The organism is Gammaproteobacteria bacterium, from assembly GCA_016200485.1.
Lineage (GTDB): Bacteria > Pseudomonadota > Gammaproteobacteria > Tenderiales > Tenderiaceae > JACQEP01.
This window is the reverse complement of sequence record JACQEP010000022.1, coordinates 1-23349: the sequence shown is the minus strand read 5'-3', so window position 1 is coordinate 23349 and position 23349 is coordinate 1. Positions and strand designations below refer to the sequence as shown.

21 protein-coding genes and 1 pseudogene are annotated in these 23349 nt (G+C 54.4%); 10 read left to right on the top strand and 12 right to left on the bottom strand.

Features of this window, described 5'->3' with window-relative positions:
• Positions 1-4: 4 nt before the first annotated feature.
• From HY272_13275 to rsmA, 3 genes are read left to right on the top strand one after another with little or no spacing between them, the layout of a single operon-like run.
• Complete coding sequence (locus HY272_13275) at positions 5-1288, top strand: peptidylprolyl isomerase (protein ID MBI3773655.1); 1284 nt, start codon at positions 5-7, stop codon at positions 1286-1288.
• A complete protein-coding gene (gene pdxA, locus HY272_13270; GenBank protein MBI3773654.1) occupies positions 1285-2277 on the top strand; it encodes a 4-hydroxythreonine-4-phosphate dehydrogenase PdxA in 993 nt (330 codons plus the stop codon). Before HY272_13275 ends, pdxA begins: the two co-directional genes overlap by 4 nt.
• Positions 2274-3077 carry a 16S rRNA (adenine(1518)-N(6)/adenine(1519)-N(6))-dimethyltransferase RsmA gene (gene rsmA / locus HY272_13265; protein MBI3773653.1) on the top strand — a complete coding sequence of 268 codons (804 nt, stop codon included), beginning with the start codon at positions 2274-2276 and terminating at the stop codon, positions 3075-3077. Before pdxA ends, rsmA begins: the two co-directional genes overlap by 4 nt.
• Before the next feature lie 36 nt (positions 3078-3113).
• Here rsmA and HY272_13260 read toward each other — a convergent pair whose 3' ends face one another.
• The 10 genes from HY272_13260 to HY272_13215 form a co-directional block, all read right to left on the bottom strand.
• A complete protein-coding gene (locus HY272_13260) occupies positions 3114-3680 on the bottom strand; it encodes a polyisoprenoid-binding protein (GenBank protein ID MBI3773652.1) in 567 nt (188 codons plus the stop codon).
• A gap of 29 nt (positions 3681-3709) precedes the next feature.
• Positions 3710-4534, bottom strand: a complete 825-nt coding sequence (locus tag HY272_13255) for a hypothetical protein (protein ID MBI3773651.1) — start codon at positions 4532-4534, stop codon at positions 3710-3712.
• Between the two features lie 118 nt (positions 4535-4652).
• Complete coding sequence (locus tag HY272_13250; protein ID MBI3773650.1) at positions 4653-5387, bottom strand: 1-acyl-sn-glycerol-3-phosphate acyltransferase; 735 nt, start codon at positions 5385-5387, stop codon at positions 4653-4655.
• Positions 5388-5592: 205 nt separating this feature from the next.
• Positions 5593-6132, bottom strand: coding sequence for a D-glycero-beta-D-manno-heptose 1,7-bisphosphate 7-phosphatase (gene gmhB / locus HY272_13245; GenBank protein MBI3773649.1), 540 nt, complete (start codon positions 6130-6132; stop codon positions 5593-5595).
• A 90-nt stretch (positions 6133-6222) separates the two neighbouring features.
• A complete protein-coding gene (locus HY272_13240) occupies positions 6223-9420 on the bottom strand; it encodes a glycine--tRNA ligase subunit beta (GenBank protein ID MBI3773648.1) in 3198 nt (1065 codons plus the stop codon).
• A 187-nt stretch (positions 9421-9607) separates the two neighbouring features.
• Complete coding sequence (locus HY272_13235) at positions 9608-10555, bottom strand: multicopper oxidase domain-containing protein (protein ID MBI3773647.1); 948 nt, start codon at positions 10553-10555, stop codon at positions 9608-9610.
• Positions 10556-10789: 234 nt separating this feature from the next.
• Positions 10790-11137 carry a cytochrome c gene (locus HY272_13230; GenBank protein MBI3773646.1) on the bottom strand — a complete coding sequence of 116 codons (348 nt, stop codon included), beginning with the start codon at positions 11135-11137 and terminating at the stop codon, positions 10790-10792.
• Positions 11138-11142: 5 nt separating this feature from the next.
• Positions 11143-11838, bottom strand: a complete 696-nt coding sequence (locus HY272_13225) for a c-type cytochrome (GenBank protein ID MBI3773645.1) — start codon at positions 11836-11838, stop codon at positions 11143-11145.
• Positions 11828-12931 carry a multicopper oxidase domain-containing protein gene (locus HY272_13220; protein MBI3773644.1) on the bottom strand — a complete coding sequence of 368 codons (1104 nt, stop codon included), beginning with the start codon at positions 12929-12931 and terminating at the stop codon, positions 11828-11830. Before HY272_13220 ends, HY272_13225 begins: the two co-directional genes overlap by 11 nt.
• Before the next feature lie 301 nt (positions 12932-13232).
• Positions 13233-14141 carry a TonB-dependent receptor gene (locus HY272_13215; protein MBI3773643.1) on the bottom strand — a complete coding sequence of 303 codons (909 nt, stop codon included), beginning with the start codon at positions 14139-14141 and terminating at the stop codon, positions 13233-13235.
• Between the two features lie 108 nt (positions 14142-14249).
• Here HY272_13215 and HY272_13210 point away from each other — a divergent pair, with 108 nt between their 5' ends.
• The 4 genes and pseudogenes from HY272_13210 to glnA all read left to right on the top strand — a co-directional run bounded on the left by HY272_13210 (position 14250) and on the right by glnA (position 18268).
• A complete protein-coding gene (locus HY272_13210) occupies positions 14250-14825 on the top strand; it encodes a hypothetical protein (GenBank protein MBI3773642.1) in 576 nt (191 codons plus the stop codon).
• A gap of 518 nt (positions 14826-15343) precedes the next feature.
• Positions 15344-16381, top strand: a pseudogene (locus HY272_13205) (tRNA (5-methylaminomethyl-2-thiouridylate)-methyltransferase).
• The gene (locus HY272_13200) at positions 16378-16611 is read left to right on the top strand and encodes a sulfurtransferase TusA family protein (protein MBI3773641.1); all 234 of its coding nucleotides are present in this window, start codon (positions 16378-16380) and stop codon (positions 16609-16611) included. The pseudogene HY272_13205 and the gene HY272_13200 overlap by 4 nt, the downstream one beginning before the upstream one ends.
• Before the next feature lie 250 nt (positions 16612-16861).
• Positions 16862-18268 carry a glutamate--ammonia ligase gene (glnA, locus tag HY272_13195; GenBank protein ID MBI3773640.1) on the top strand — a complete coding sequence of 469 codons (1407 nt, stop codon included), beginning with the start codon at positions 16862-16864 and terminating at the stop codon, positions 18266-18268.
• A 120-nt stretch (positions 18269-18388) separates the two neighbouring features.
• On the opposite strand, the gene HY272_13190 is transcribed toward glnA, so the two are convergent.
• A complete protein-coding gene (locus HY272_13190) occupies positions 18389-18871 on the bottom strand; it encodes a hypothetical protein (protein MBI3773639.1) in 483 nt (160 codons plus the stop codon).
• Entirely contained in the window at positions 18868-19167 is a 300-nt protein-coding gene (locus HY272_13185) for a nucleotidyltransferase domain-containing protein (protein MBI3773638.1), read from the bottom strand. Before HY272_13185 ends, HY272_13190 begins: the two co-directional genes overlap by 4 nt.
• Positions 19168-19413: 246 nt before the next feature.
• On the opposite strand from HY272_13185, the gene glnL reads away from it, so the two are divergent.
• The 3 genes from glnL (at position 19414) to HY272_13170 (ending at position 23193) form a co-directional block, all read left to right on the top strand.
• A complete protein-coding gene (gene glnL, locus HY272_13180) occupies positions 19414-20490 on the top strand; it encodes a nitrogen regulation protein NR(II) (protein MBI3773637.1) in 1077 nt (358 codons plus the stop codon).
• Positions 20483-21892, top strand: coding sequence for a nitrogen regulation protein NR(I) (glnG, locus tag HY272_13175; GenBank protein MBI3773636.1), 1410 nt, complete (start codon positions 20483-20485; stop codon positions 21890-21892). The genes glnL and glnG overlap by 8 nt, the downstream gene beginning before the upstream one ends.
• 128 nt (positions 21893-22020) lie before the next feature.
• Positions 22021-23193 (top strand): ATP-binding protein, encoded by a 1173-nt coding sequence (locus tag HY272_13170; GenBank protein ID MBI3773635.1) that lies wholly within the window; start codon positions 22021-22023, stop codon positions 23191-23193.
• Positions 23194-23349 lie beyond the last annotated feature (156 nt).

Below are 23349 nucleotides of genomic sequence, written 5' to 3'. Positions count from 1 at the left end.
ACAGATGAAAAAATATTGCGCATTAATTCTAGTTTTTGCAGTCGCCATTGCTCATGCGGATCCTGTTGAACTGGATCGCATCGTGGCTATCGTCAATAACGAGACGATTACTGCCAGCGAACTCAACCAGGAACTCAGGACTGTAAAGCTGCAGCTGCGGGAGCAAAACGCCAGGTTGCCTGCCGACGACATCCTGCGCGGGCAGGTTTTGCAAAAGCTCATTCTCACGCACCTGCAATTGCAACTTGCCAAAAGCAACAACATCGTCGTCGATGACGATACGCTCAATCGCGCCATTCAAAGAATTGCCGAACAGAACAAGATGTCGCTGACAGAGTTCCGTGTCGTCCTTGAAAAAGACAACTATGAATTCAACAAATTCCGCGAAGATATTCGTGCTGAAATCATCATGAATCGACTCCGGCAACGCCAGGTCGACAATCGCGTCAACGTCAGTGAGGCTGAGGTCGATCAATTCCTGGCGGAACAGCGCAAAAGCGGCAAGGCCGATGATGAGTACCATATCGCCCACATCCTGATTGCCGTACCGGAAACTGCGAGTCCCGAAGATATTCGTAGTGCCAAAGATAAGGCCCAGTCATTACTTGACCAGTTGCGTAACGGCGCCGACTTCTCGCAATTGGCCATCGGCGCCTCCAGCGGGCAACAGGCGCTCTCCGGCGGCGATCTTGGCTGGCGCAAAAGCGGTCAGTTACCCACGGTTTTTGCCAATATCGTACCCGGCATGCAAAAAGGCATGATCAGTGACCTCATCCGCAGTCCAAGCGGTTTTCACATTATCAAACTGCTTGACCAACGTGGCGGCGAACAACACATTGTCACCCAAACGCATGCCCGTCATATCCTGATCCGCACCAATGAACTCATTGGGGATGTTCAGGCACAAGAACGATTACAACAAATCAAACAACGCCTGATCGGCGGCAACAGCTTTGCCGACCTCGCCCGCACTCATTCCGATGATAAAGCCTCGGCGGCGAAGGGCGGCGACCTGGGCTGGAGCAGTCCGGGGCAAATGGTGCCTGTCTTTGAAGCAATGATGGATAAACTAAAGCCGGGTGAAATCAGCGAACCTTTTGAATCTAATTTTGGCTGGCATATCGTCGAAGTGCTTGAGCGCCGCACTCACGATGACACGGCCGAATTTCAGCGCAACAGCGCCCGCAAACAATTGATTGACCGCAAGGTGGATGAAGAACAGGAACTTTGGTTACGCCGCCTGCGCGATGAAGCTTACATTGATATCCGGCTCAACGAGAAACCATGATTCGCCTTGCGCTCACCCCCGGCGAACCCGCGGGCATTGGGCCGGATTTAACGGTCATGCTGGCGCAACAGGCGCCACAGGCGCCACAGGCAGAAATCATCGTTGTTGCCGATCCTGTGTTGCTCATGGCACGCGCCAGGGAACTTAAATTACCGCTGACGCTCACGCCCTGGCGACCAGGACAAGCCTCACCGGTGCGTCCTGGCCACCTCTACGTTTATCCTGTGCCACTCGCCGCGCCTGCGAAAACGGGTACGCTCAATCCCAAAAATGCGCACTATGTCCTTGAAACATTACGCGCCGCGACTACACTCTGCAGCAACGGCGACTGTGCCGCACTGGTCACCGGCCCGGTGCATAAAGGCAATATCAATGACGCAGGCGTGCCCTTCAGCGGCCATACTGAATTTCTGGCCGAACTGACGCATACGCCCCTGGTCGTGATGATGCTGATGACCACGGGTCTGCGCGTCGCGCTGGTGACGACCCATTTGCCGCTACGCGAAGTCTGTGATGCCATCACGGCCGATCGTGTCGAGAACATCACCCGCATCCTGCATCACGATTTGATCACGAGATTCGGCATCGCCAAACCGCGCATCCTGGTCTGCGGACTCAATCCGCATGCGGGCGAAGGCGGCCATCTTGGTCATGAGGACGACGCCATTATTGCACCGGTATTAACAAAGTTACGCGCTGAAGGGATGCGGCTCGAAGGCCCCTTACCGGCGGATACGTTGTTTGTCCCCAGCAAACTGCAACACGCCGATGCCGTACTGGCGATGTATCATGACCAGGGATTGCCGGTATTAAAACACTTGGGCTTCGGCCAAGCCGTCAATGTCACGCTTGGCCTGCCTATTATCCGCACCTCGGTCGATCACGGCACGGCTCTGGAACTCGCAGGCACAGGCAAGGCCAATCCCGGCAGCCTGGAGGCCGCCATCCGTGCCGCCATAGAGATGTCGCAAACATCGAGCACCGCATGAACACACACGACTCACATCGCGCCCGCAAACGTTTTGGCCAGAATTTTCTGCATGATGCCAATGTCATCCATCGCATCATCAACGCCATCAATCCACAAACGGGCGATAGAATCGTTGAAATCGGGCCAGGACTGGGTGCCATCACCCAACATTTACTCGATGCCGCTGGCAGCCTTGATGTGGTAGAACTTGATCGAGACTTGGTTACACAGTTAGAAAAGAATTTTGCAGACCACAACATTCGCATTCACTCGGGTGATGCTCTGCGTTTCGATTTTTGTACGCTGGCACAACCTACAGAGAAACTGCGCATTGTTGGTAATTTGCCCTACAATATTTCCACTCCACTGCTATTTCACTTAATGGATCAACTTTCCTGCATCAGAGACATTCACTGCATGCTGCAAAAGGAAGTGGTGGATCGCTTGGCCGCCGAACCCAACAGCGACGATTACGGCCGCCTGAGCGTAATGATTCAATATCATTGCGAGGTGGCGAAGCTATTCGATGTCGGCCCTGAGTCTTTCAGTCCGGCGCCGAAGGTTGATTCCGCTGTGGCGCGATTGAGGCCACATGCACAGAAACCAGTATCCGTTACTGATGAGACTATCTTTTCCAAGATTGTGGCCCAGGCCTTTAGTCAACGCCGTAAAACGCTGCGCAACGCATTAAAACTGTGGCTAACCGCGGAAGAAATGGAACCACTGGGCATCGACTCAAGCCGCCGCCCGGAGACCTTGAGCCTGAAAGAATTTGCCGACCTGAGTAATTTGGCAACCCAAAAACAAAGGGCGGTCTAGCCGCCCCTTATCATACCAAGTTGCGCCAGCAGCTTATCAGTTGCGGAACGCCTCGACCTCAAAACTCAATTTCATATCATCGCCGACCGCAGGCAACGCATATTTAATGCCAAAGTCGGAACGCTTAATGCTAGCGGCGGCATCAAACCCACACGCATATTTTCCCTTCGCTATCGGGTGATCACCGCAAGACATGCGGCTTACTTGCAATGTCACTGGCTTGGTAACGCCCACCATGGTGAGATCACCTTCTACCGTTGCCGACTTATCATCCTTGATCGTTACCTTGGTAGATTCATAGGAAATCACAGGAAACTCAGCGGCATTGAAAAAATCCGGCGACCGCAAATGTTCATCCCGTTTTGCAAATCCGGTATTCACCGAAGCGGGATCGATCTTCACCTGGACCGAACCGGTTTTTTTGGCCATATCGACCGTCAGCTTGCCTTCGGTTTTATCGAAACGACCATGCATGGTGGAAAACCCAAGATGGTTGATCTCAAAATGAGGAAAGGTATGAGCGGGATCAATCGTATATGACTCCGCCGCCATTACCGCCGAACTTAACGCCAACAATGAAACCCCTGCCACTATCGAACGCATGTTAACCCCTCACCAAAAAATAAAATAAATTAAACCGGCCATCCCCCACTTTTCTGATAAGTGAAGTAGATCGCCAATCCCACTGGCACCGATGTCATCACCAGCAACAACACACCACGCAACCACGTTGACCACCCCTCCGGCACCGGCACCCGCGCCAACAGGGGAATCAGGCCGAACAACGCCAGGTTGTACCAGGGTAAGCTAGCAAAGACTAACGCACCAAACCCGAGCAGTCCACACAACAATCCTACCGGTAATGCCATATTCGAGCCGGCAGCGGCTTCTTTGCCCGCGACATTCATTAACCAGCGCGCGCCAATCGCCGCCGCCAGGGCCCCGCCTAACTGACTGTACAACGCCGTCGCCCCCAACAAGGCCGTTATGCCCGTACCCGCCGCCAGACTCAAGGCCGCGCTATCGGCCGCCAGTGGTCGATCACGCAAACCCTCTATCATCGCTGCCATCCAGCCGACAAACAACGCGCCGCCACCGCCGATCAACAACATTTCCTGGAATTCATAACGGCCGAGTGCCGGCCACGTCAACCATAGCGCCGCTACCACACCCGAAATGAACAACATCGGCCAGACCCCACGCCGCCCAGGAATAATATCCAGCACCAAACCCACTGCCGCCGCAATCAATCCCAACAACAAGATTTTGGTGGTACTGCGCAGCGGGAAAAAATCGAATCCAACAATAAAATAGGCGGCTGCATAAAAACCTGCGGCCACGGCTAGGCCAGCCCAATACCAAGGCAACAACCGCAATAGCAACACCACCAGCAACGCCACCACGAAGGGAATGACAACCGATTGAATTACAGGATTTGCCAACAACTGTTCCAGCATGGATAAACCCCTTTGCCACGATCAGGACGATAGGCACCCATTCTGACACAGAGCATCACTCGGGCACAGCTGCCGGGAGAGAAGAACGAATAGGTGATACGAAAATAAAGTGAACGGCTTATTTACGGTCGATAACTTCTTCAGCGCGCCCGGTAATTTCAGTCATCGCCGCTGCAATCCAACGCTCTGCGGCCTCGTTAATCTCGGCAGCGCTCTTATCTGCCGTTGATATCGGCGCACCGATTTTGACTTTGATCACACCGGGATATTTAACAAATCCGCGCCGCCGCCAGAATTCACCGGCATTATGCGCCACCGGCACCACCTGATGACCGCTGGCCTCTGCCAGCTTGGCGCCACCGAAGGCAAACTTACGGCGCTTACCCGGCGGCATGCGCGTACCTTCGGGAAAGATAACAATCCAATGACCGCTTTCAAGTCGCGTCTTGCCTTGATCGATCAGTTGTTGCAGCGCCACACGGCCAGCGGCGCGATTGATCGCCACTGGCTGCAACATGGCAAGCCCCCAACCGAAAAATGGCATCCACATCAGCTCGCGCTTCAACACCCAGGTCTGCGGTGGAAAGATTTCCTGCAAGGCCAGGGTTTCCCACATCGACTGATGCTTGCAAAAAATGATCCCCGAATCACCGCTAATGTGTTCGTGACCTTCCACTTCGTAGCGTAAACCGCAGATCAATTCCAAGGACCGCATATTGAAGCGCGCCCATTGCGAGATGATTCTAAAGCGCGTTTTAAATGAGAAAGGAAAGGTCAGCACGGCCAATGGTGCAAACAATACCGCCGAGACCGCCATCACCAGAAAAAACAACAACGAGCGCAAATAAAGCATATTGATTCCTAGTTAAAATCCAACGCGGAGGCGCGGAGAAAATCTTGTTAACCGCGAAGGACGCAAAGGTACGCAAAGAAAACTGCGATGCACGAACAGAGAGAAATTTCCATATGATTTCCTTCATGCTCCTTTGCGGTCTTCGCGGTTAATTTTGTTTCTCCTCCGCGTCTCTGCGTTAGGTTTTGATCTCCCTGGCGAACAACTATTTTTCAGTCAACAGCGCATCGACGGCGGCAGCCAGATTTTCGTACACCTCATATTCATGCCCAGCACCGAGTTTTTCCAGGGTGCTTTTACCCTTACCGGTTAGCACCAGAATTGGCCGTGCGCCCACGGCAGCGGCTGCCTGTAAATCACGCAACGAATCACCGACTGCAGGCACTGCCTTGAGATCTACCATCAAACGCTGAGCAACCGCATGCAACAATCCTGGCATCGGTTTGCGGCAATCGCAGTCGTCTTCCGGGCCATGCGGGCAATAAAATACGGCGTCGATATGGCCACCAGCCTCTCCCACCAGCAGGTGCATCTTGTCATGAATGCGCATCAAGGTATCGAGGTCAAACAAGCCGCGCGAGATGCCAGACTGATTGGTCGCCACCACGACGCGATAATCAGCCTGCGTCAGACGGGCGATTGCCTCCAGACTGCCGGGAATCGGTCGCCACTCGGCGGGGGATTTGATATAGGCGTCGGAATCTTCGTTAATGACACCATCACGATCGAGAATAATCAGTTTCATCAATATTAACCTGGCAATTAAGTGTAACGCAGAAACTCCTTCCCCCTGCAAGGAGGGAGCTTAAGATGTAGTTGGATATCCTATCAATTACTAACCCTGCAACCGCGACACATCGGCGACATTAAGGAACAAGGCACGCAGGTTATAAAGCAACGCCAAGCGATTGTGACGCAAACTCACATCATCCACCATCACCATCACCTTATCGAAAAATACATCGACGGCTTCACGCAAGGCTGCCATTTGCTGCAAAGCCGAAGTGTAATCAAACCGTGCCAATGCCGGCTGCACCGCGTTCGCCACATGCGCCAGCTTTTCCGCCAAGGCCTTTTCCGCTGCTTCAAGCAACAAATGCGGCTCAACTTGATGCGGCACGGCAAGACCTGCCTCATGCGCCTGTTTGAGTATGTTATGGATACGCTTATTCGCCGCCGCCAGACTCTCAGCTTCCGGCAAAGCGCGGAAAACGGTCACCGCACGCACGCGCTGATCGAAATCGAACGGCCGGCCGGGACGCAATGCCAACACCGCTTCAAACACATCCGGCGCCATACCCGCCTCGTGATAATAAGCCCGTAGGCGATCCATCATGAAACTGTACACTTCATCGGCCACGTCAACCGCCGACAGCACCGTGGTGAAATTTTCCACCGTCCGCAACAACAGGGCATGCAGATCGACACGCTCAAGACGATTTTCAATAATCGTACGCAACACACCTAAGGCCGCGCGGCGCAAAGCGAAGGGATCTTTGTCGCCACTTGGCGCCTGCCCGATCCCGAAAATACCGACCAAGGTATCAATTCGATCGGCAATCGCCAGCGCTTGCCCCGTTGCTGAGTGCGGCACCGCATCACCGGCGAAACGCGGCATGTATTGTTCATCCAATGCCACCGCCACTTCTTCCGGCTCGCGATCATGACGGGCGTAATAACGGCCCATGATGCCCTGTAATTCAGGAAACTCACCCACCATCGCCGTCATCAAATCACACTTCGACAAATTCGCTGCTTGCCGAGCATAACTGGGATTACCACCCACGAATTCAGCCACATCCGCGGCTAACGTCGCAACACGCTGTGACTTATCATATTGCGTGCCGAGCTTTTGCTGGAACACGACCGATTTTAGACTTTCCATGCGTTGCGCCAACGGCGTCTTACGATCCTGCTCCCAGAAAAACGCTGCATCGCTTAAGCGTGGCCGCACGACACGCTCGTTACCGGCGCGCACCTGCGTCACATCGCGACTGTCGATATTGCTGATGGTGATGAAATTCGGCAACAAGCGGCCATTGCCATCCACTACATGAAAATATTTCTGATTGCCTTTCATGGTCGAGATCAGCGCCTCAGCCGGAACGTCTAGAAATCGCTTTTCGAATTCGCCGGTAATCGCCACTGGCCATTCGACCATCGACGTCACTTCATCGAGCAAATCTTCGTCGATGACAGCGTGCCCCTTGAGCTTTGCCGCGGCCTCTTCCACCTGACCTCGAATCGCTTCGCGCCGCGATTCAAAATCAACAACGACATGACCTTCAGTTTCGAGCACCGGCGCGTATGCCGCAGGCTCGCTAAGATAAATTGATTTTGGATAATGAAAACGATGACCACGCGTTTCACGCCCGGTGCGCACCGATAGAATTTCAGCATCGATCACTTCATCACCAAACAGCAACACCACCCAATGCACCGGCCGCACGAATTCAGCCGTACCTGCACCCCAACGCATGCGCTTCGGAATCGGCAATTGGTCCAATGCCTGTTGCAGCAGTTGCGGAATCAGCGTCTGCGCCGCTTGGCCGCGTTGTTCACTGCGATACACCAGCCAGCTGCCTTTGTCGGTCTCCAGTTTTTCCAGTTGTTCAACGGAAACGCCGCAGGAACGGGCAAAACCTTCGGTCGCTTTGGTCGGCATCCCATCAGCGCCGAACGCAGCGTTGAGTGCTGGTCCACGCCGCTCAACACTCTTATCGGGCTGCGTCACACTGACATCGCGCAACCACATTGCAAGACGCCGTGGTGCGGCATAACACTTGACCTCGCCGTGTTTCAAATCACTCTTCGCCAAGCCCGCGACAAAGGCCGTGGCAAAGGCTTCCGATAAACGCTTCAGCGCCTTCGGTGGCAATTCTTCAGTGCCGATTTCGATCAATAAATCTCTTGTAGCATTCATCGGCCGCTCTCCTAGTCCGCATTTCTCACCACTGTTCGTAGCGAGAGCGCCGAGATGCTGATCTGCCGGGGTGCTCGGAGCGGAAGACGGCGCCGGCGTAGTTGACACTACGTCAAGCCGGCTGGAGTGAGAACGCCCCGGCAGATCAGAGGGATCGGCGTTCGCAGTAGAAGAGTGGTGAGAAATGCGGACTAACATCGGGAAGCCCAACGCTTCGCGCCGGGCGTAATAGGCCTCCGCCACCGCGCGCGACAAAGCGCGCACACGGCCGATGAAACGTGCGCGCTCCGTAACGGAAATCGCACGCCGCGCATCGAGCAAATTAAACGTGTGTGAAGCCTTGAGCATTTGCTCATAGGCCGGTAACGGCAATCCCGCTGCAATTAGTTTATTGCTCTCATGCTCGCAGGCATCGAACCAAGCAAACAACGCTGCCGTATCGGCATGTTCGAAGTTGTAGGCCGACATCTCGACTTCATTCTGGTGAAACACATCACCGTAACTGACTTTGCCATTCGGACCATGCGTCCAGGTCAAATCGTAAACGCTGTCCACGCCTTGCAGATACATCGCCAGCCGCTCCAGACCGTAAGTAATTTCACCGCTCACCGGCCGGCAATCAAGGCCGCCGACTTGTTGGAAATACGTAAACTGGGTGACTTCCATTCCGTTGAGCCAGATCTCCCAACCCAGACCCCAGGCGCCCAGCGTCGGCGATTCCCAGTTGTCTTCGACAAAGCGGATGTCATGCACCAGCGGATCGAAGCCGAGCATGCGTAGCGAATCGAGATACAGCTCCTGTATGTTCGGCGGTGACGGTTTGAGCAACACCTGGAATTGATAATAGTGCTGCAGGCGATTCGGGTTCTCGCCATAGCGGCCATCGGTCGGGCGGCGCGAAGGCTGCACGTAGGCTGCGCGCCACAGCTCGGGGCCGATCGCCCGCAGGAAGGTAGCGGTATGGAAAGTACCCGCCCCCACTTCCATATCATAGGGTTGCAGGACCACACAGCCGTGGCCAGCCCAATAGTTCTGCAAGGCCAGGATCAGCCCCTGAAAGGTCGATACATTGTATCCCGCCGCCGTCGGCGCGGTCTTGTCTTTGCTCACAGCCTAAATCCCCGGCGCCGGTTGGCGCGATTGAATCGGTTCGAAGGATGAATTATACGTGTGAAGAGGGGCAAGGCACAAAAAGGATGCAGGCAGAATGCCTGCGATCCCAAATTATTGATGTGGCCACTTGATGCTCGAAATCGCATCCCCTCTCCCGCCGGGCGGGAGAGGGCGCGATTCGAGCTTAGCGAATGATGATGTTATCGCCCTTACCCGCCTTGGGATCGGCATCAGGCTTGTTCATCAGCACCGTGATGGCGCCGCGCATCGCCGCGCCCATGGTGTGGTCGACAATCGCGTTGTTGGTCGGATGATCCTTGGGCGAAACGATATCCAGCGTCGCCGCCTCGGAGACGCCCAGTTGCAGGGTCGCCATGCCATAGATCACGTTTTTGGGATTGCCGTTGAGATAGACGCGATCCCAAATCCCCGCAATCGGATGAATCGCCGCCGGCAGGTTGACATTGGCGTTCACGTAAAAGATACGCACGCGCTCGCCCGGCTTGGCTTCCAGCACCTGTGTCGCCTTGTCGTCATGCACCGGATCGTAGTGGAACATCTTGCCGTTGATCAGCGTACCCGTCCAACCCTGGTTCTCCATGATGGCGTGATGATTGTCGGCATCGGGGAAGAACTGACCCTGAACCAGAACATATTCACGATCCGGCTTGGGATAATCGGCACTGTAACCTTCTTTCGGATCGACGATGATGATGCCGTACATGCCGCGGGCAATGTGCTGGTGCATCGGCATCGAGCCGCAGTGATACATGAATACGCCCGGATATTTGGCGTCAAAACTGAATTTCTTGGTCTGTCCCGGTTTGATCGGACCGAACTCGCTCAACACATCGACGACGGCAGCATGGAAATCCATCGAGTGGCTTTCCTTGTTTTCAGGGTCATTGATCAATTCGAATTCGACGACATCACCTTCCTTGACTCGCACTACCGGGCCAGGAATCGAACCATCGTAGGTCCAGGCCGGATATTGAGTGCCCTTGTTGTCGATTTGCAGCATTCCTTCCTTGGCATGCATGGTCACCTTCACCGTTTTCGCCAGGGATGGCACCGAAAAACCTGCCAGCGCCGCTGCCACCGCCAATGCCACCACCTTGTTCTTGAATCGCATAATTATTGACCTCCGTTGAATGATTAACGAACTCGAATGACGTCGACTTAAATCAAAATGTAGGGCGGGTTAGCGTTTTTTTGCGTAACCCGCCACGTGTCGCGTAGCGACACAAAACATTTCTTAATGAGTGCCTCTCGGCACAGCCCGGTGGGTTACGGCGCAAAACACGCGCCCAACCCACCCTACATTGATTCTCGAATCGCCATTCAATCTAACTACACACTGCCCACTTCACTTCCCATAACTGCACTGACACAACTTCCGCAGATGACTCACTAGTCCGTGAATCTCGTCATCGGCAAGGATGTCGCCCCATGGCGGCATCAACACCGATTTATTGATCGCCACACCGCCTTCCTTGATGACCTTGAACAGATCATCGTCCGAGCGCATAGACATCTCCTTGGCGTCGGTGTGATTGCGAGGCTGCACCGACATATCGCGCACGTTAATACCCTTGCCATCGCCCTGCACGCCATGACACTGCGTGCAATAAGTGCGATAGTTCAGTTCGGACTGAACATCCGCCAGCGCCACCCCCTGCCACAGCGCCGCCAGCAACAACACACTCAAGCTCATCTTCTTCACTTTGCCGCCTCCTCGCCCAACAGGCGGAAGTAATGCACGAATTTCTGGATGTCGGTTTCACTCAGGTGTTTATTGGGCATAAAGATCTTCGGATCCCAAGCCTGCGGATTGGCCAGATAACTGACCAGGTAATCCTCCTGCAACCGCAGCGCCGCAGTGTAAACCTCCGGTCCCGATGCGCCGCCATAGCCCGACTCGATTTCGTGACAAGAGAGACAACCCTTAAACTTATCGAACATCATCTCGCCCATGTTACGGGCGATGGTGCCGGGCTTATAAGCCCCCGCCTTGATCAGCTCGCTATTACCCTTGCGTGTCATCAGCGCGGCAGTAACCGCCTTGGCATCAGCAGCGCTCAACGCCGGATGCGCTGGCAACGAAGCTGTGTCGATCTCATCACCCTTCGGCCCGGGCTTCACATGATCCGGGTAGTACATGCCAGCGGGGCGAATGCGCTGCGGCTTCTGCAACCAGCGCTCCATCCAACCCGCCTTGTACTTGTTCCCGGCATAGAACAGATCCGGCCCCTTGCGTGCCGCAAGTGCATCTATCGATGTCGGCGCTGGCCCCGTCAAGTTATGACAACTCGCACACTGACTGGCGAGAATGTCTTCGCCGCCCGCCAGCACCGGCAATGACAGTGCCGCCAGCAATATCCCACCACTGAACTGTTTCAGAAAATTAATGGCCATGACTATCCCGCCTCCTCTCGCGGCGGCCCTCGGTTTGCAGCGGCGTGCCCTTGAAACGCACGTTGTTATGCAGGCCGTATGGTTTTTTCATGGACTCGCTGTAGTAGAAATCCGGATCGTAGTCGGCAGGCGCCGCATGCGGATCGTCCGGAAACAGCGGTTTGATGCCGTCATAGACAATGGCCGTCATGACGCCGCCGCCGTGTTTGCCGTTGTTGGTGACCTGGGGATCGACATGGTCATGCACCATCCATATCCCTGGATTGTCCATCTCGATGATGGCATCGTAACGTTCGCCCGGGCCAATCAGAATCGTGTCCACATAATATGGCGCCGGCAGCGCACGCCCATCCTTGTGGGTGATTAGCATGTCGTGACCATGGGTATGGATAGAATGAATCTCCGCCCCCGCGCCGAACAGCCGCAGGCGCACGACATCGCCCTGCTTGACCTTGATGGGCTGGGTCAGGGGAAAGGCCTTGCCGTTGATTGAAAAATAATTCGAAACATCCAGGGGACTGCCGCCGGAACCCAGTTTCTCCGCATACTGCGAGTCCCACGAACTGAGCATCATGATCACATCCTTGGTCACCCTCTGCTCCAGCGCGGAAGGCTTGGCCGGATCGACGATCAATGGCCCCCACATGCCACGAATCCCGACGTGCTCGCTGACATTGACATGGCAGTGATACCAGGTACTGCCCGTCTTTTCGGCTTTAAATTTGTAGGTGAAGGTCTCGCCTGGCTCGATGGCCTTTTGCGTCACCCCTGGCACGCCATCCATCTGCCAGTTGTTGCGCTGATACTGGCCATGCCAGTGGATCGTGTGCGGCAGCGTGGTGTTATTGATCACGTTTACCACCACATCATCGCCCTCTTTGATGTGGATCAGCGGACCAGGCACCTGGCCATTGAAGGCAAAAACCTGATAATCGAGATCGGGCGCGACCTTGATCTTCATTTCGTCGATAGTGAGATTAAATTCGCGGGGCTCGGCCTGAACCAGCGCTGGAAACACTGCCGCACTCAACAAAAGCGCGACCGGCCCAAAAGCACGACACAGAATCCGGCGACAACGATGGATTGTTTCCATAACGTCTCCTCAAATGCAGTGGCCACAATGGCCCAAACCATGGCAAGCCATAACCGGCAACCATGAATTCCGGGCGTCACAGTTTTGAGGTGACGTTAGTTATAGGGGAAGTAGTACTACTCTGCGACGGTGGGGCAGAGACACTCCCAACATGAATCTAGGAAATTAATATTAAAAAGCTGTATTGTCAATACATGTTTTAAGACAACGCAACATCAACCATACCAGAAAACCACGAAAAGAAAGAATACACAAGGGTCTATCAAAAACGCTAAATACAGACCTCGAGATCTCGAAAAACCTAAAAACTCAACTCCACGCCGAGATTAATCGCGGCCGAATCCCAATTGACCTCGTTCAATCGAGTATCTTCCGTCGAACCATTGGCACGAAAGACACGATCCAACCCCGGCCTGGTCGACCAGCTCTGATAGTCCAACCCAAAAGTTAAGGCCAAACGTTCGGTCAGGCCATAACTGGAATTCAGCGATAACACCATGCCATGGCCATCGGCCCAATGGCTAAAACTGCGCGGATGCGCCAAATCAGCCCGCAGATTCCAGTTCGCCTCGGCCGTGTAATCCGCCTGGTGATATTCAACATCCAAACGCACCGTGAAATCACGGCTATCGTCGGTTTCCCACCACGAAAACCCTACCCATGGACCGCGCCAGTCGGCATCATAAGAACTATCCAACCCCGCAAATGATCCCGTCGCCGGAATTGTCTGAACCCCATCGACCATCTTCAATTTCTGCTGATTCACCGCATATCCTGCCAGCGGCATAATATGCATGTGCAGCGGTCCGTCATGAGTCAAATCCAGGCGATAACCCACTGCCACACTACCGTCGATCATAGAGCCATCGGCTTGATTGTTGGATCGTAAAAACTCACCGTTCCGGTTATCCAGACTGTAATCCGAATCTTGATTGTTGCCGTCTTGCACTTTGCTATAGCCACCGCGTGTGCGCAGTTGTGCCCGGCCCAGTTCAGCATTAAATCCGAGCCGCACTTGAGCGGTATCCAGGCTGCCCCACTTGAGCTCGGAAAGGACGTTAGGGTTCGCGCCATTAACATCACCCGCGATATTCCAATCCAGATTATCGACGCGGTAGCCAGCATCCGCCGTGATCGAAACCTCTGCCGCCATTGCATTACCCGCCATCATGCCACACCCCAAAAGGATGACTGCTTTGCCTAATTTCATGTTTTGCTCCTTGGCACCCATGTCTGTTCATCTTCTCTGAGAAATAGTCCAAAACTCAAGACGTTTCTGCTTCAGACCGATAACCTAATTATATGGAGGACTGGAAATATGCGTGGATTGGTACTCGAACCGACAGCCACAGCGCAATGGCAGGCGCTGGTCACCGAAGCCGAAACACTCGCCCATCGCCCACTGGACGAGAATCTGGAGAGTTATCTCGTCTTCACCCTGATGCGCTTCACGCAGCAACCCGCGCTTGCCAGCAGCATCCTCAGCCTCGAATTTCTCAACGGTCTGCAACAAAGCGGCCACCTGCGCCAGGAACAACTGCGCGACGTCGGCGACAAATGTCTGCTCTTTTCTGGCCTGTTTCCACACTTGGCAAAACGCCGTCTGGTAAAAATCAGCTTTTTTGTCGATCTTGGCCGCAGCGCCTATCAACAAGTGCAATGTGTCAGCCCCACCGGCATGGCCCAGCTCTACGGCCAACTGGCCACGGATTTTGTATCGCTGATGGACGTGCTACATGCGATGCGCGAGCTCGACGATCAGCATCCGGCACTCGACACCCTGAGCAATTTTGAATTGTGGGAAGACACGGGTAGCGAACAGGCGCGTGCCCAGCTTCAACGCCGCCAGCCGCAGGCAATCCCGGTTCGCGGCAATCACGGCAAAGTGCATTAATCTGGGGACAAGCATGATGTGACGCCAACGCTTCCGATAACGACAACACACGCATTGCCAGCCAGGCCGCCACATTGGTCAGCACGTAGGATGTGGTGAACGCAGTGAACCGCATCGTTCGCGATTGATGCGGTTCGTTCCTCACCGCATCCTACGGTGCTGCGAAAAGCCGATAGCCTGATGAGGACGATACGCGCGCATCACATCGTGGCCCGGGAGATGCAAAACTTCCCACACAGTGGCCGGATATATGGCAGCAACCTGTTACTCTCATCCCACTCACAACGCCTTGCAACGGGAGGACACCATATATGGGTTGAGCGTCTTTTGCGAAACCCGGGGTTCACAGTATTCGCGACCTAATGACCCCGGGTTTCGCAAAAGACGCTCAACCCATCAGACTACACGCTGCTAGGGCCTGTAAACCCTGATTTAGCCGATTATTCTGTCACAACCGGCTTAGGGTATAATTCCTGCCCCGTAGCCACCGCAGTGATCAATCCACCGTGCCCACTCCCCAACGCAAAGCCGTCGCCCTGATCTCGGGCGGCCTCGACTCCCTGCTCGCCGCCAAGGTGATGCTGGACCAGGGCATCCATGTCGAGGGCATCAACTTTTATACAGGCTTTTGTGTCGAAGGCCACACCCATGCCATCCGCAAACACGACCAACAGAAGCCAAAGCGCAATAACGCGCTGTGGGTGGCGGAACAGCTTGGCATCAAGCTACACATTATTGATGTCATCGATGAATACAAAGATGTGCTGCTGAACCCCAAGTACGGCTATGGCAGCAATATGAATCCCTGCCTCGATTGCAAAATCTTCATGGTCAACAAGGCGCAGCAGTGGATCGAGGAAAACGGCTTTGATTTCATTATCACCGGCGAAGTGATCGGCCAACGGCCGATGTCGCAGCGCAAGGACACGATGCCAGTGGTCGCCAAGCAATCCGGCGCCCAGGATCGGCTGCTGCGCCCACTGTGCGCGAAGCTGCTGCCGCCGACACTGCCGGAACGCGAAGGCTGGATCGTGCGCGACCAACTCTATGACTTCAACGGCCGCAATCGCAAACCGCAAATCGCGCTCGCCGCCAAATTCGGTTTCACGGAATATGCGCAGCCCGCGGGCGGCTGTTGTTTTCTCACCAACGAACACTATTCGAAAAAACTTGTCGATTTATGGCAGGCAAGCGGTCAGCGCGAATATGAACTGGACGACATTTTGTTATTGAAGGTCGGCCGCCACGTCCGCCCCAAACCGTACTTCAAACTTATTGTCGGCCGCGAAGAGGGCGAGAACCGTTTTCTCGAAGGGTATCGCAAGCAGTTTCCCTATTTCTTTACCGTCAGCCACAGCGGGCCGCTGGTGCTGGCCGATGGCGATCTGAGCAACCCAGTGGATATCGAGCTCGCCGCCCGTATCACCGCCCGTTTCGGCCAGGGACGCGAAGCGGAGCAGGTCGAAATCCAATACCATCACCCCGACGGCACATCGCAAACCCTGACCGTGGCGCCTCTGCTCAGCGCTCAGATTCCGGAGTCCTGGTACCTATGAAACACACACTCGATGTCCGCGGCCAACTTTGCCCAATCCCCGTGATTCGCACCCAGAATCAGGCGAAAAAACTTGCATCCGGAGACATTTTGGAGGTAGTGTGCACCGACCCAGGGGTACTTAGCGATATTCCTGCCTGGTGCCGCATTCATGGCCACACGGTGCTGAGTTCACAGACCCTGCCCAACCATGATGTTGTCATCACGCTGGAGATTGGGGGACGCATCTAACCGCGGGGGGGGAAGAGCTGCACAAAATTAGTGCATTTTTATAAGGCCGCGCTATATTGGTGCATAACTAAATTTCGCTGAGATCCCTTCGCATACGCAACCCTTTGTTAATGCGGGGCTTTGTTTCCTAAGTCTAAATGGCATATTTCATGCACTAATAGGAAGCCAAAATTTTGGGGCTGTTTCGTGTAGAAACGGCCGCATTTTTTAACTGTTACGACTGACCTAATTTTTACCGGAGGAAGAGCCCATGTCAGCCAAAGTTCTAAAGATGATTAAAGACAAGGACGTGAAATTCGTCGATTTCCGCTTCTGCGATACCCTCGGCAAGGAGCAGCACGTCTCTGTGCCAGCCCATACTATCGACGCCTCTCTTTTCAAAGAAGGCAAAATGTTCGACGGCTCTTCCATCGCGGGCTGGAAAGGAATTCAAGAGTCCGACATGGTCATGATGCCGGACGCCGACACCGCTGTCATGGACCCCTTCTCTGACGAAGCGACCCTGATCATCCGTTGCGACATCCTTGAGCCACACACCATGCAAGGCTACGAGCGTGACCCACGCTCCATTGCCAAGCGCGCTGAGGCCTACCTGAAATCTACTGGCATTGCCGACACTGCATTCTTTGGCCCAGAACCAGAATTTTTCATTTTCGACGACATCCGCTGGGGCGCTGACATGAGCGGCTGCTTCGTCAAGATCGACTCCGAAGAAGCTGGCTGGAACTCAGCCAAGGTCTATGAAGGCGGCAACATGGGCCATCGTCCGGGCACCAAGGGCGGTTACTTCCCCGTACCACCGGTCGATTCTTTCCAGGACATCCGTAATGCCATGTGTTTGGCACTGGAAGAAATGGGCGTTGAAGTCGAAGTTCATCACCACGAAGTGGCAACTGCGGGCCAGTGCGAAATCGGCACCAAGTTCAGCACCCTGGTCGACCGCGCCGACAAAACCCTGACCCAGAAATACGTGATTCACAACGTCGCTCACGCCTATGGCAAAACCGCAACCTTCATGCCCAAGCCAATGGTTGGGGACAACGGTTCCGGCATGCACGTGCATCAATCGCTGGCCAAGGCTGGCAAAAACCTGTTCACAGGCAACAAGTACGCTGGCCTATCTGACATCGCACTGTACTACGTTGGCGGTATCATCAAGCACGCCAAGGCCCTGAACGCGATCACCAACCCTTCGACCAACAGCTACAAGCGCCTGGTGCCTGGTTACGAAGCTCCGGTATTACTGGCCTATTCTGCCCGCAACCGCTCCGCTTCGATCCGCATCCCGTTCGTCGCCAATCCGAAGGGCCGTCGTATCGAAGTTCGCTTCCCTGACCCGACCTGTAACCCATACCTGGCCTTCGCTGCCATGATGATGGCCGGTCTGGACGGTATCAAAAACAAGATTCATCCAGGCGAAGCCATGGACAAGAACTTGTATGACCTGCCACCAGAAGAACTGAAGCAGATCCCACACGTCTGCCACTCGCTGGATCAGGCGCTGGATGCACTCGACCAAGATCGCGCCTTCCTCAAGGCTGGCGGCGTGTTCACTGACGACGTGATCGATGCCTTCATCGAACTGAAGATGCAGGAAGTCACCCGCGTCCGGATGACCACTCACCCGGTCGAGTTCGACATGTACTACAGCCTGTAAGCCTCGGCGATCAGGTGTTCACTACGAAGAAGCCCCCGCTAGCCGGGGGCTTTTTTATCTTATTATCCGCAAATAACGCAAATAAACGCGAAATGAAGAGCTAACGCTCTGTTAACATCATTACTGCTGATGGTTCTCAATATACTGTTTCGTATTTTCTATCGCCGCTAACAACTCATCCGCCAGACGGTTGGCTAGATTGAGCGCATCGGCAAATTCCTGGGGATCCTCAACATATTCATGAATTAATCGGTTACGTAATTCACGCGCAATCACCCAATTGTCAGCCGACACTACCAGACCCAGTTTTTCGGCGCGCTGCAACGTGTCAATGAAGGGAAGCGGTCGTTCGCCAAGCCAGGCAAAAACTCTCGGCAATAGCTTGTCTCCCACAGTGTCTTGAAGACGATTGAATTTTGCCGCAAATGATTCCGCCAGGTCTTCACGCGCGGCTTCTTGCTCCAGAGATTTAACCCAGTTTGCATCGACGGGCTTTTCAAAAAGCCGTTGCCGGGTACGTGCGAAATGAGCCACTTCACGCTCCAGTAGCGCCAAGGTTCGCCGAACCCGCTCCAGCTGTTCTTTTCGCTTCTGCGCGATCATAAGGCGATTCCTTGGGTTTTGGCCACGCGATGAATGGGCTGTTCATCCATGCCGGCGTCTTTAACGATAATATCGATTTTGCGATCACCCAGCTGTTTCTTCAGTTCTGCCTGCAACCGCAATGTTTTCTCCAGACGCTGCGGAACAATCTCCGGCAATTCAATGTAAAGATCGATATCGCCACCACGCTGGGCGTCATCCACCCGTGAACCGAAAAGATAGACACTGGCCGTGGACCCAAACATATACCGGGCAGCATTTCCAATAATTTCAGCTTGATTCTGAGTCAATCGCATATCGTGCTCCAATTCTAACCGACAGACATTGTCTACGCTCAATTAAGCCGCAGAATCTTTAACTTACTCATACTTCCCGCCTCCTGGCGCACCGTTTTGGTGCGAAGTGCTATAATGGTGCATGAGTGGGCATGCCCGCGACTGGATGAGATTTTTATCTTACATATAACACTATGATTATAAAAGGAATATTTACCCATCCTCGCGCCATCCACAAGTTGGTTTGGTTCTTGCTATATCCCTGTCATGGCACGCGATAACTTAGATCCCACAGTTCACTCCCGGCGCATTCTGGAGAACCTGAATGCGGCGGTGGTACTGTTTGATGCCCAGCTACAGTTGTTATATATGAACCCGGCTGCAGAGATGCTGTTCGCCCTCAGCACCCGTCGTGCGGCGGGCACACCGGCGGATAGGCTCTTAGGCGGCGAATCGGAATTACTCACCAACCTGCACCAGGCACTGGACTCGGGTCACCCCTTCACCGAGCGTGAGCTGACGCTGCACCTGCCGCTGGAACGAACGATCACTGTCGATTGCACGGTCACACCGATCATCGACGGCCAGGAACGCTCGTTGTTGGTGGAGATCACGCAGCTTGATCGCCAGCTGCGCATCGCCCGTGAAGAGCAATTGCTGGCCCAGAATGAGACGACGCGTGACGTCATCCGTGGCTTGGCTCACGAGATCAAGAATCCGCTCGGCGGCCTGCGTGGCGCAGCGCAACTATTGGAGCGCGAATTGCCTAACGCACAGCTTAAGGAATACACCGGCATCATCATCGGCGAGGCCGACCGGCTGCAGAAACTGATCAATCGCATGCTCGGCCCTCACACCCTGCCGCATAAGCAGTGGACCAACATTCACGAATTACTGGAGCGGGTGCGGCAACTGGTGCAAGCCGAAGCGCCAACAGGGATCACCCTCAAGCGCGACTATGACCCAAGCCTGCCTGACATTTACGCCGACCCCGATCAACTGATCCAGGCGGTGCTGAATCTGGTACGCAATGCCGTCGAGGCGATGGATGAGCGTGGCGAAATAATATTGCGTACCCGAATCCAGCGCCAATTCACAATCGGCAATCAGCGCCACCGTCTGGTAGCCTGCATTGAAGTGATCGACAACGGCCCCGGCATCCCAGCCGAAATGCTGGACAAGATTTTCTTTCCCATGGTCACCGGCCGTGTTGGCGGTACTGGCCTGGGGCTAACCATTGCTCAAAATCTGATTAGTCAGCACGGCGGTTTGATCGAGTGTGTCAGCCAGCCGGGCAAGACTGTATTTACGATTCTGCTACCGCTGGAGCTGCGCCATGAGTGACAAAATACGCGTCTGGGTCATCGACGACGACCGGTCGATTCGTTGGGTACTGGAACGCGCCTTTGAACGCGCCGAGATGGAAGTCACCTGTTTCGACAATGCCAACAACATTGCCGATCAATTACAGCGTCGCCAGCCCGACGCCTTGATCACCGACATTCGCATGCCGGGCGTCGATGGTTTGAAATTGCTTGATCACATACACAGCGAATATCCAAACCTGCCGGTGATCATCATGACCGCGCATTCCGATCTCGATAGCGCCGTGGCCGCGTATCAAGGCGGTGCTTTCGAATACATGCCTAAACCTTTCGATGTCGACGAGGCGGTCGATTTGGTAAATCGCGCTGTCGCCCATCGCCGCCAGCAATTTCGCACGCGCCGCGAAGAAGAACCCGGCTCTAGCGCCGAAATCATCGGCGAAGCACCCGCGATGCAGGAAGTATTTCGCGCCATCGGCCGCCTGTCGCGCTCCAACATCACGGTGCTGATCAATGGCGAATCCGGCACCGGCAAAGAACTCGTAGCTCATGCACTACATCGCCACAGTCCGCGCGCCAACAAATCCTTCATCGCGCTCAATACCGCCGCCATCCCGCGCGATCTGCTCGAATCAGAACTCTTCGGTCACGAACGTGGCGCCTTCACCGGCGCCCAAAGCAGTCGCCAGGGACGCTTTGAACAAGCCGACGGCGGCACATTATTCCTCGACGAAATCGGCGACATGCCGGCAGAACTGCAAACTCGTTTACTGCGTGTGCTGGCTGATGGCGTGTTTTATCGTGTGGGCGGCCACACGCCGATCAAGGTCGATGTACGCATCATCGCCGCCACACATCAAAATCTTGAAGAACGCGTCAAGCAAGGGCTGTTCCGTGAAGACTTGTTTCATCGCCTCAACGTGATTCGCATTCATTTGCCGTCACTGCGCGAGCGACGCGAAGACATCCCGCTGCTACTCAAACACTTTCTCAAACTCGCCGCTGCTGAACTCAACGTCGAACCCAAACTGCTGCGACCCGATGCCGAAGCGTATCTCGCGCGCCTCGACTGGCCCGGCAATGTCCGCCAACTCGAAAACACCTGCCGCTGGCTCACCGTCATGGCCTCCGGCCGCGAAATTCATGTTGAAGACCTACCGCCAGAACTAAAACCACAACCCAGCAGCAAAGGCACCAGCAGCGACTGGGAAACCGCGCTTCAACGCTGGACCGAACAAAACCTCGCCGCCGGCACTACCGGCCTGCTCGACGACGCACTGCCGACGTTCGAACGCATCGTCATCAAAACAGCACTGACTTATTCCGGCGGACACCGCCAAGACGCCGCTAAATTACTCGGCTGGGGGAGGAATACACTGACGAGGAAGATTAAGGAATTGGGGATGGAGGGAGAGGTGTGATGAACCGCCGAAGAGCAGCGTCGTCGCCATAAACTATATTTTGTACGAAAAATCAAATAGTTATAAATTTTATAGGAATATGAAAGTTCAACTTGCATATTTCACCCATCCAATACTATTATTTCATCATGATCCCCCGCATACTTTCCCCTACCCTAAAGGACTTGGCCAGCCAATATCCTGTCATCACCGTCACCGGACCTCGCCAAAGTGGAAAAACCACGCTTTGCCGTACCACTTTCCCCGCAAAACCCTATGTCAATCTCGAAACCCCCGATATCCGCGAATTCGCCCGCACCGATCCACGCGGATTTCTTACCACTTACGAGAGCGGGGCAATTCTCGATGAAATGCAGCGGGTACCCCAGCTGCTCTCTTACCTGCAGCCCATGGTCGATGAGAACCCCGAACCCGGACGCTTCATCCTGACAGGCAGCCAGCAATTCGAGGTCATGACCACGATTACCCAGTCACTGGCTGGACGCACTGCGTTATTAAAGCTGCTACCTCTAAGCATGGAGGAACTCACCGCCGCCGGGATCCATCTACCCCCCGATCAACAACTCCTGACCGGCTTCTATCCACGCATTTATGATGCCAAGCTCGACCCCACCCAGGCGCTCGGCGACTATTTCGAAACCTATGTGGAGCGTGACATCCGGCAGCTTGTCACCATCAAGGATTTAGCGCTGTTTGAAAAGTTTGTCCGGCTCTGTGCTGGCCGAATTGGCCAACTGCTCAACCTTCAGAGCCTCGGTAATGATGTCGGGATATCCCATACAACGGCTCGCAGCTGGCTCACACTGCTGGAGGCAAGCTACGTCGTTTACCTGTTGCAACCTTGGCATACCAACATCAGCAAGCGACAAATTAAAACACCCAAGCTCTATTTCTACGATGTCGGATTGGCGGCCTATCTTCTTGGCGCCGAAAATGAAACACACATCAACCGCCACCCCCTCAGGGGAAACCTGTTTGAGAATCTGGTGATCATTGAAGCGCTGAAATACCGCTACAACCGTGGCAAACGAAGTAACCTTTACTTTTGGCGTGATGCCAAAGGAAACAAGGTCGATCTGTTAATCGAGCACGGGCCAGACGTTGTTGCTGTAGAAATCAAGGCCGGGGCAACCATCAGCGGCGACTGGTTCAAAGGACTGCACACGTTTGCAGCGCGACTTCCTCTCCCACCCAAGACCTGTGCGCTGGTTTACGGCGGCGCAGAACAGCAAAGGCGCAGTGATATTACAATCTGGCGAGCAAGGGATGTAGCCGCCATGATGGAAGAAGTGAGCAGGTAACTGTTCGCCCCTCACCCGTAGATACTCTGTTCGAGGTCAAGCATTTTTTCTGTAATTTTTGCACTTTCCGGCTCATGCTGGAATCGCGTAAAAGCGGGTGTTATCGAAGGGCTTGTTGTCCTTCAACATGCCGTGAATGGCATGCAGCAGTTTACG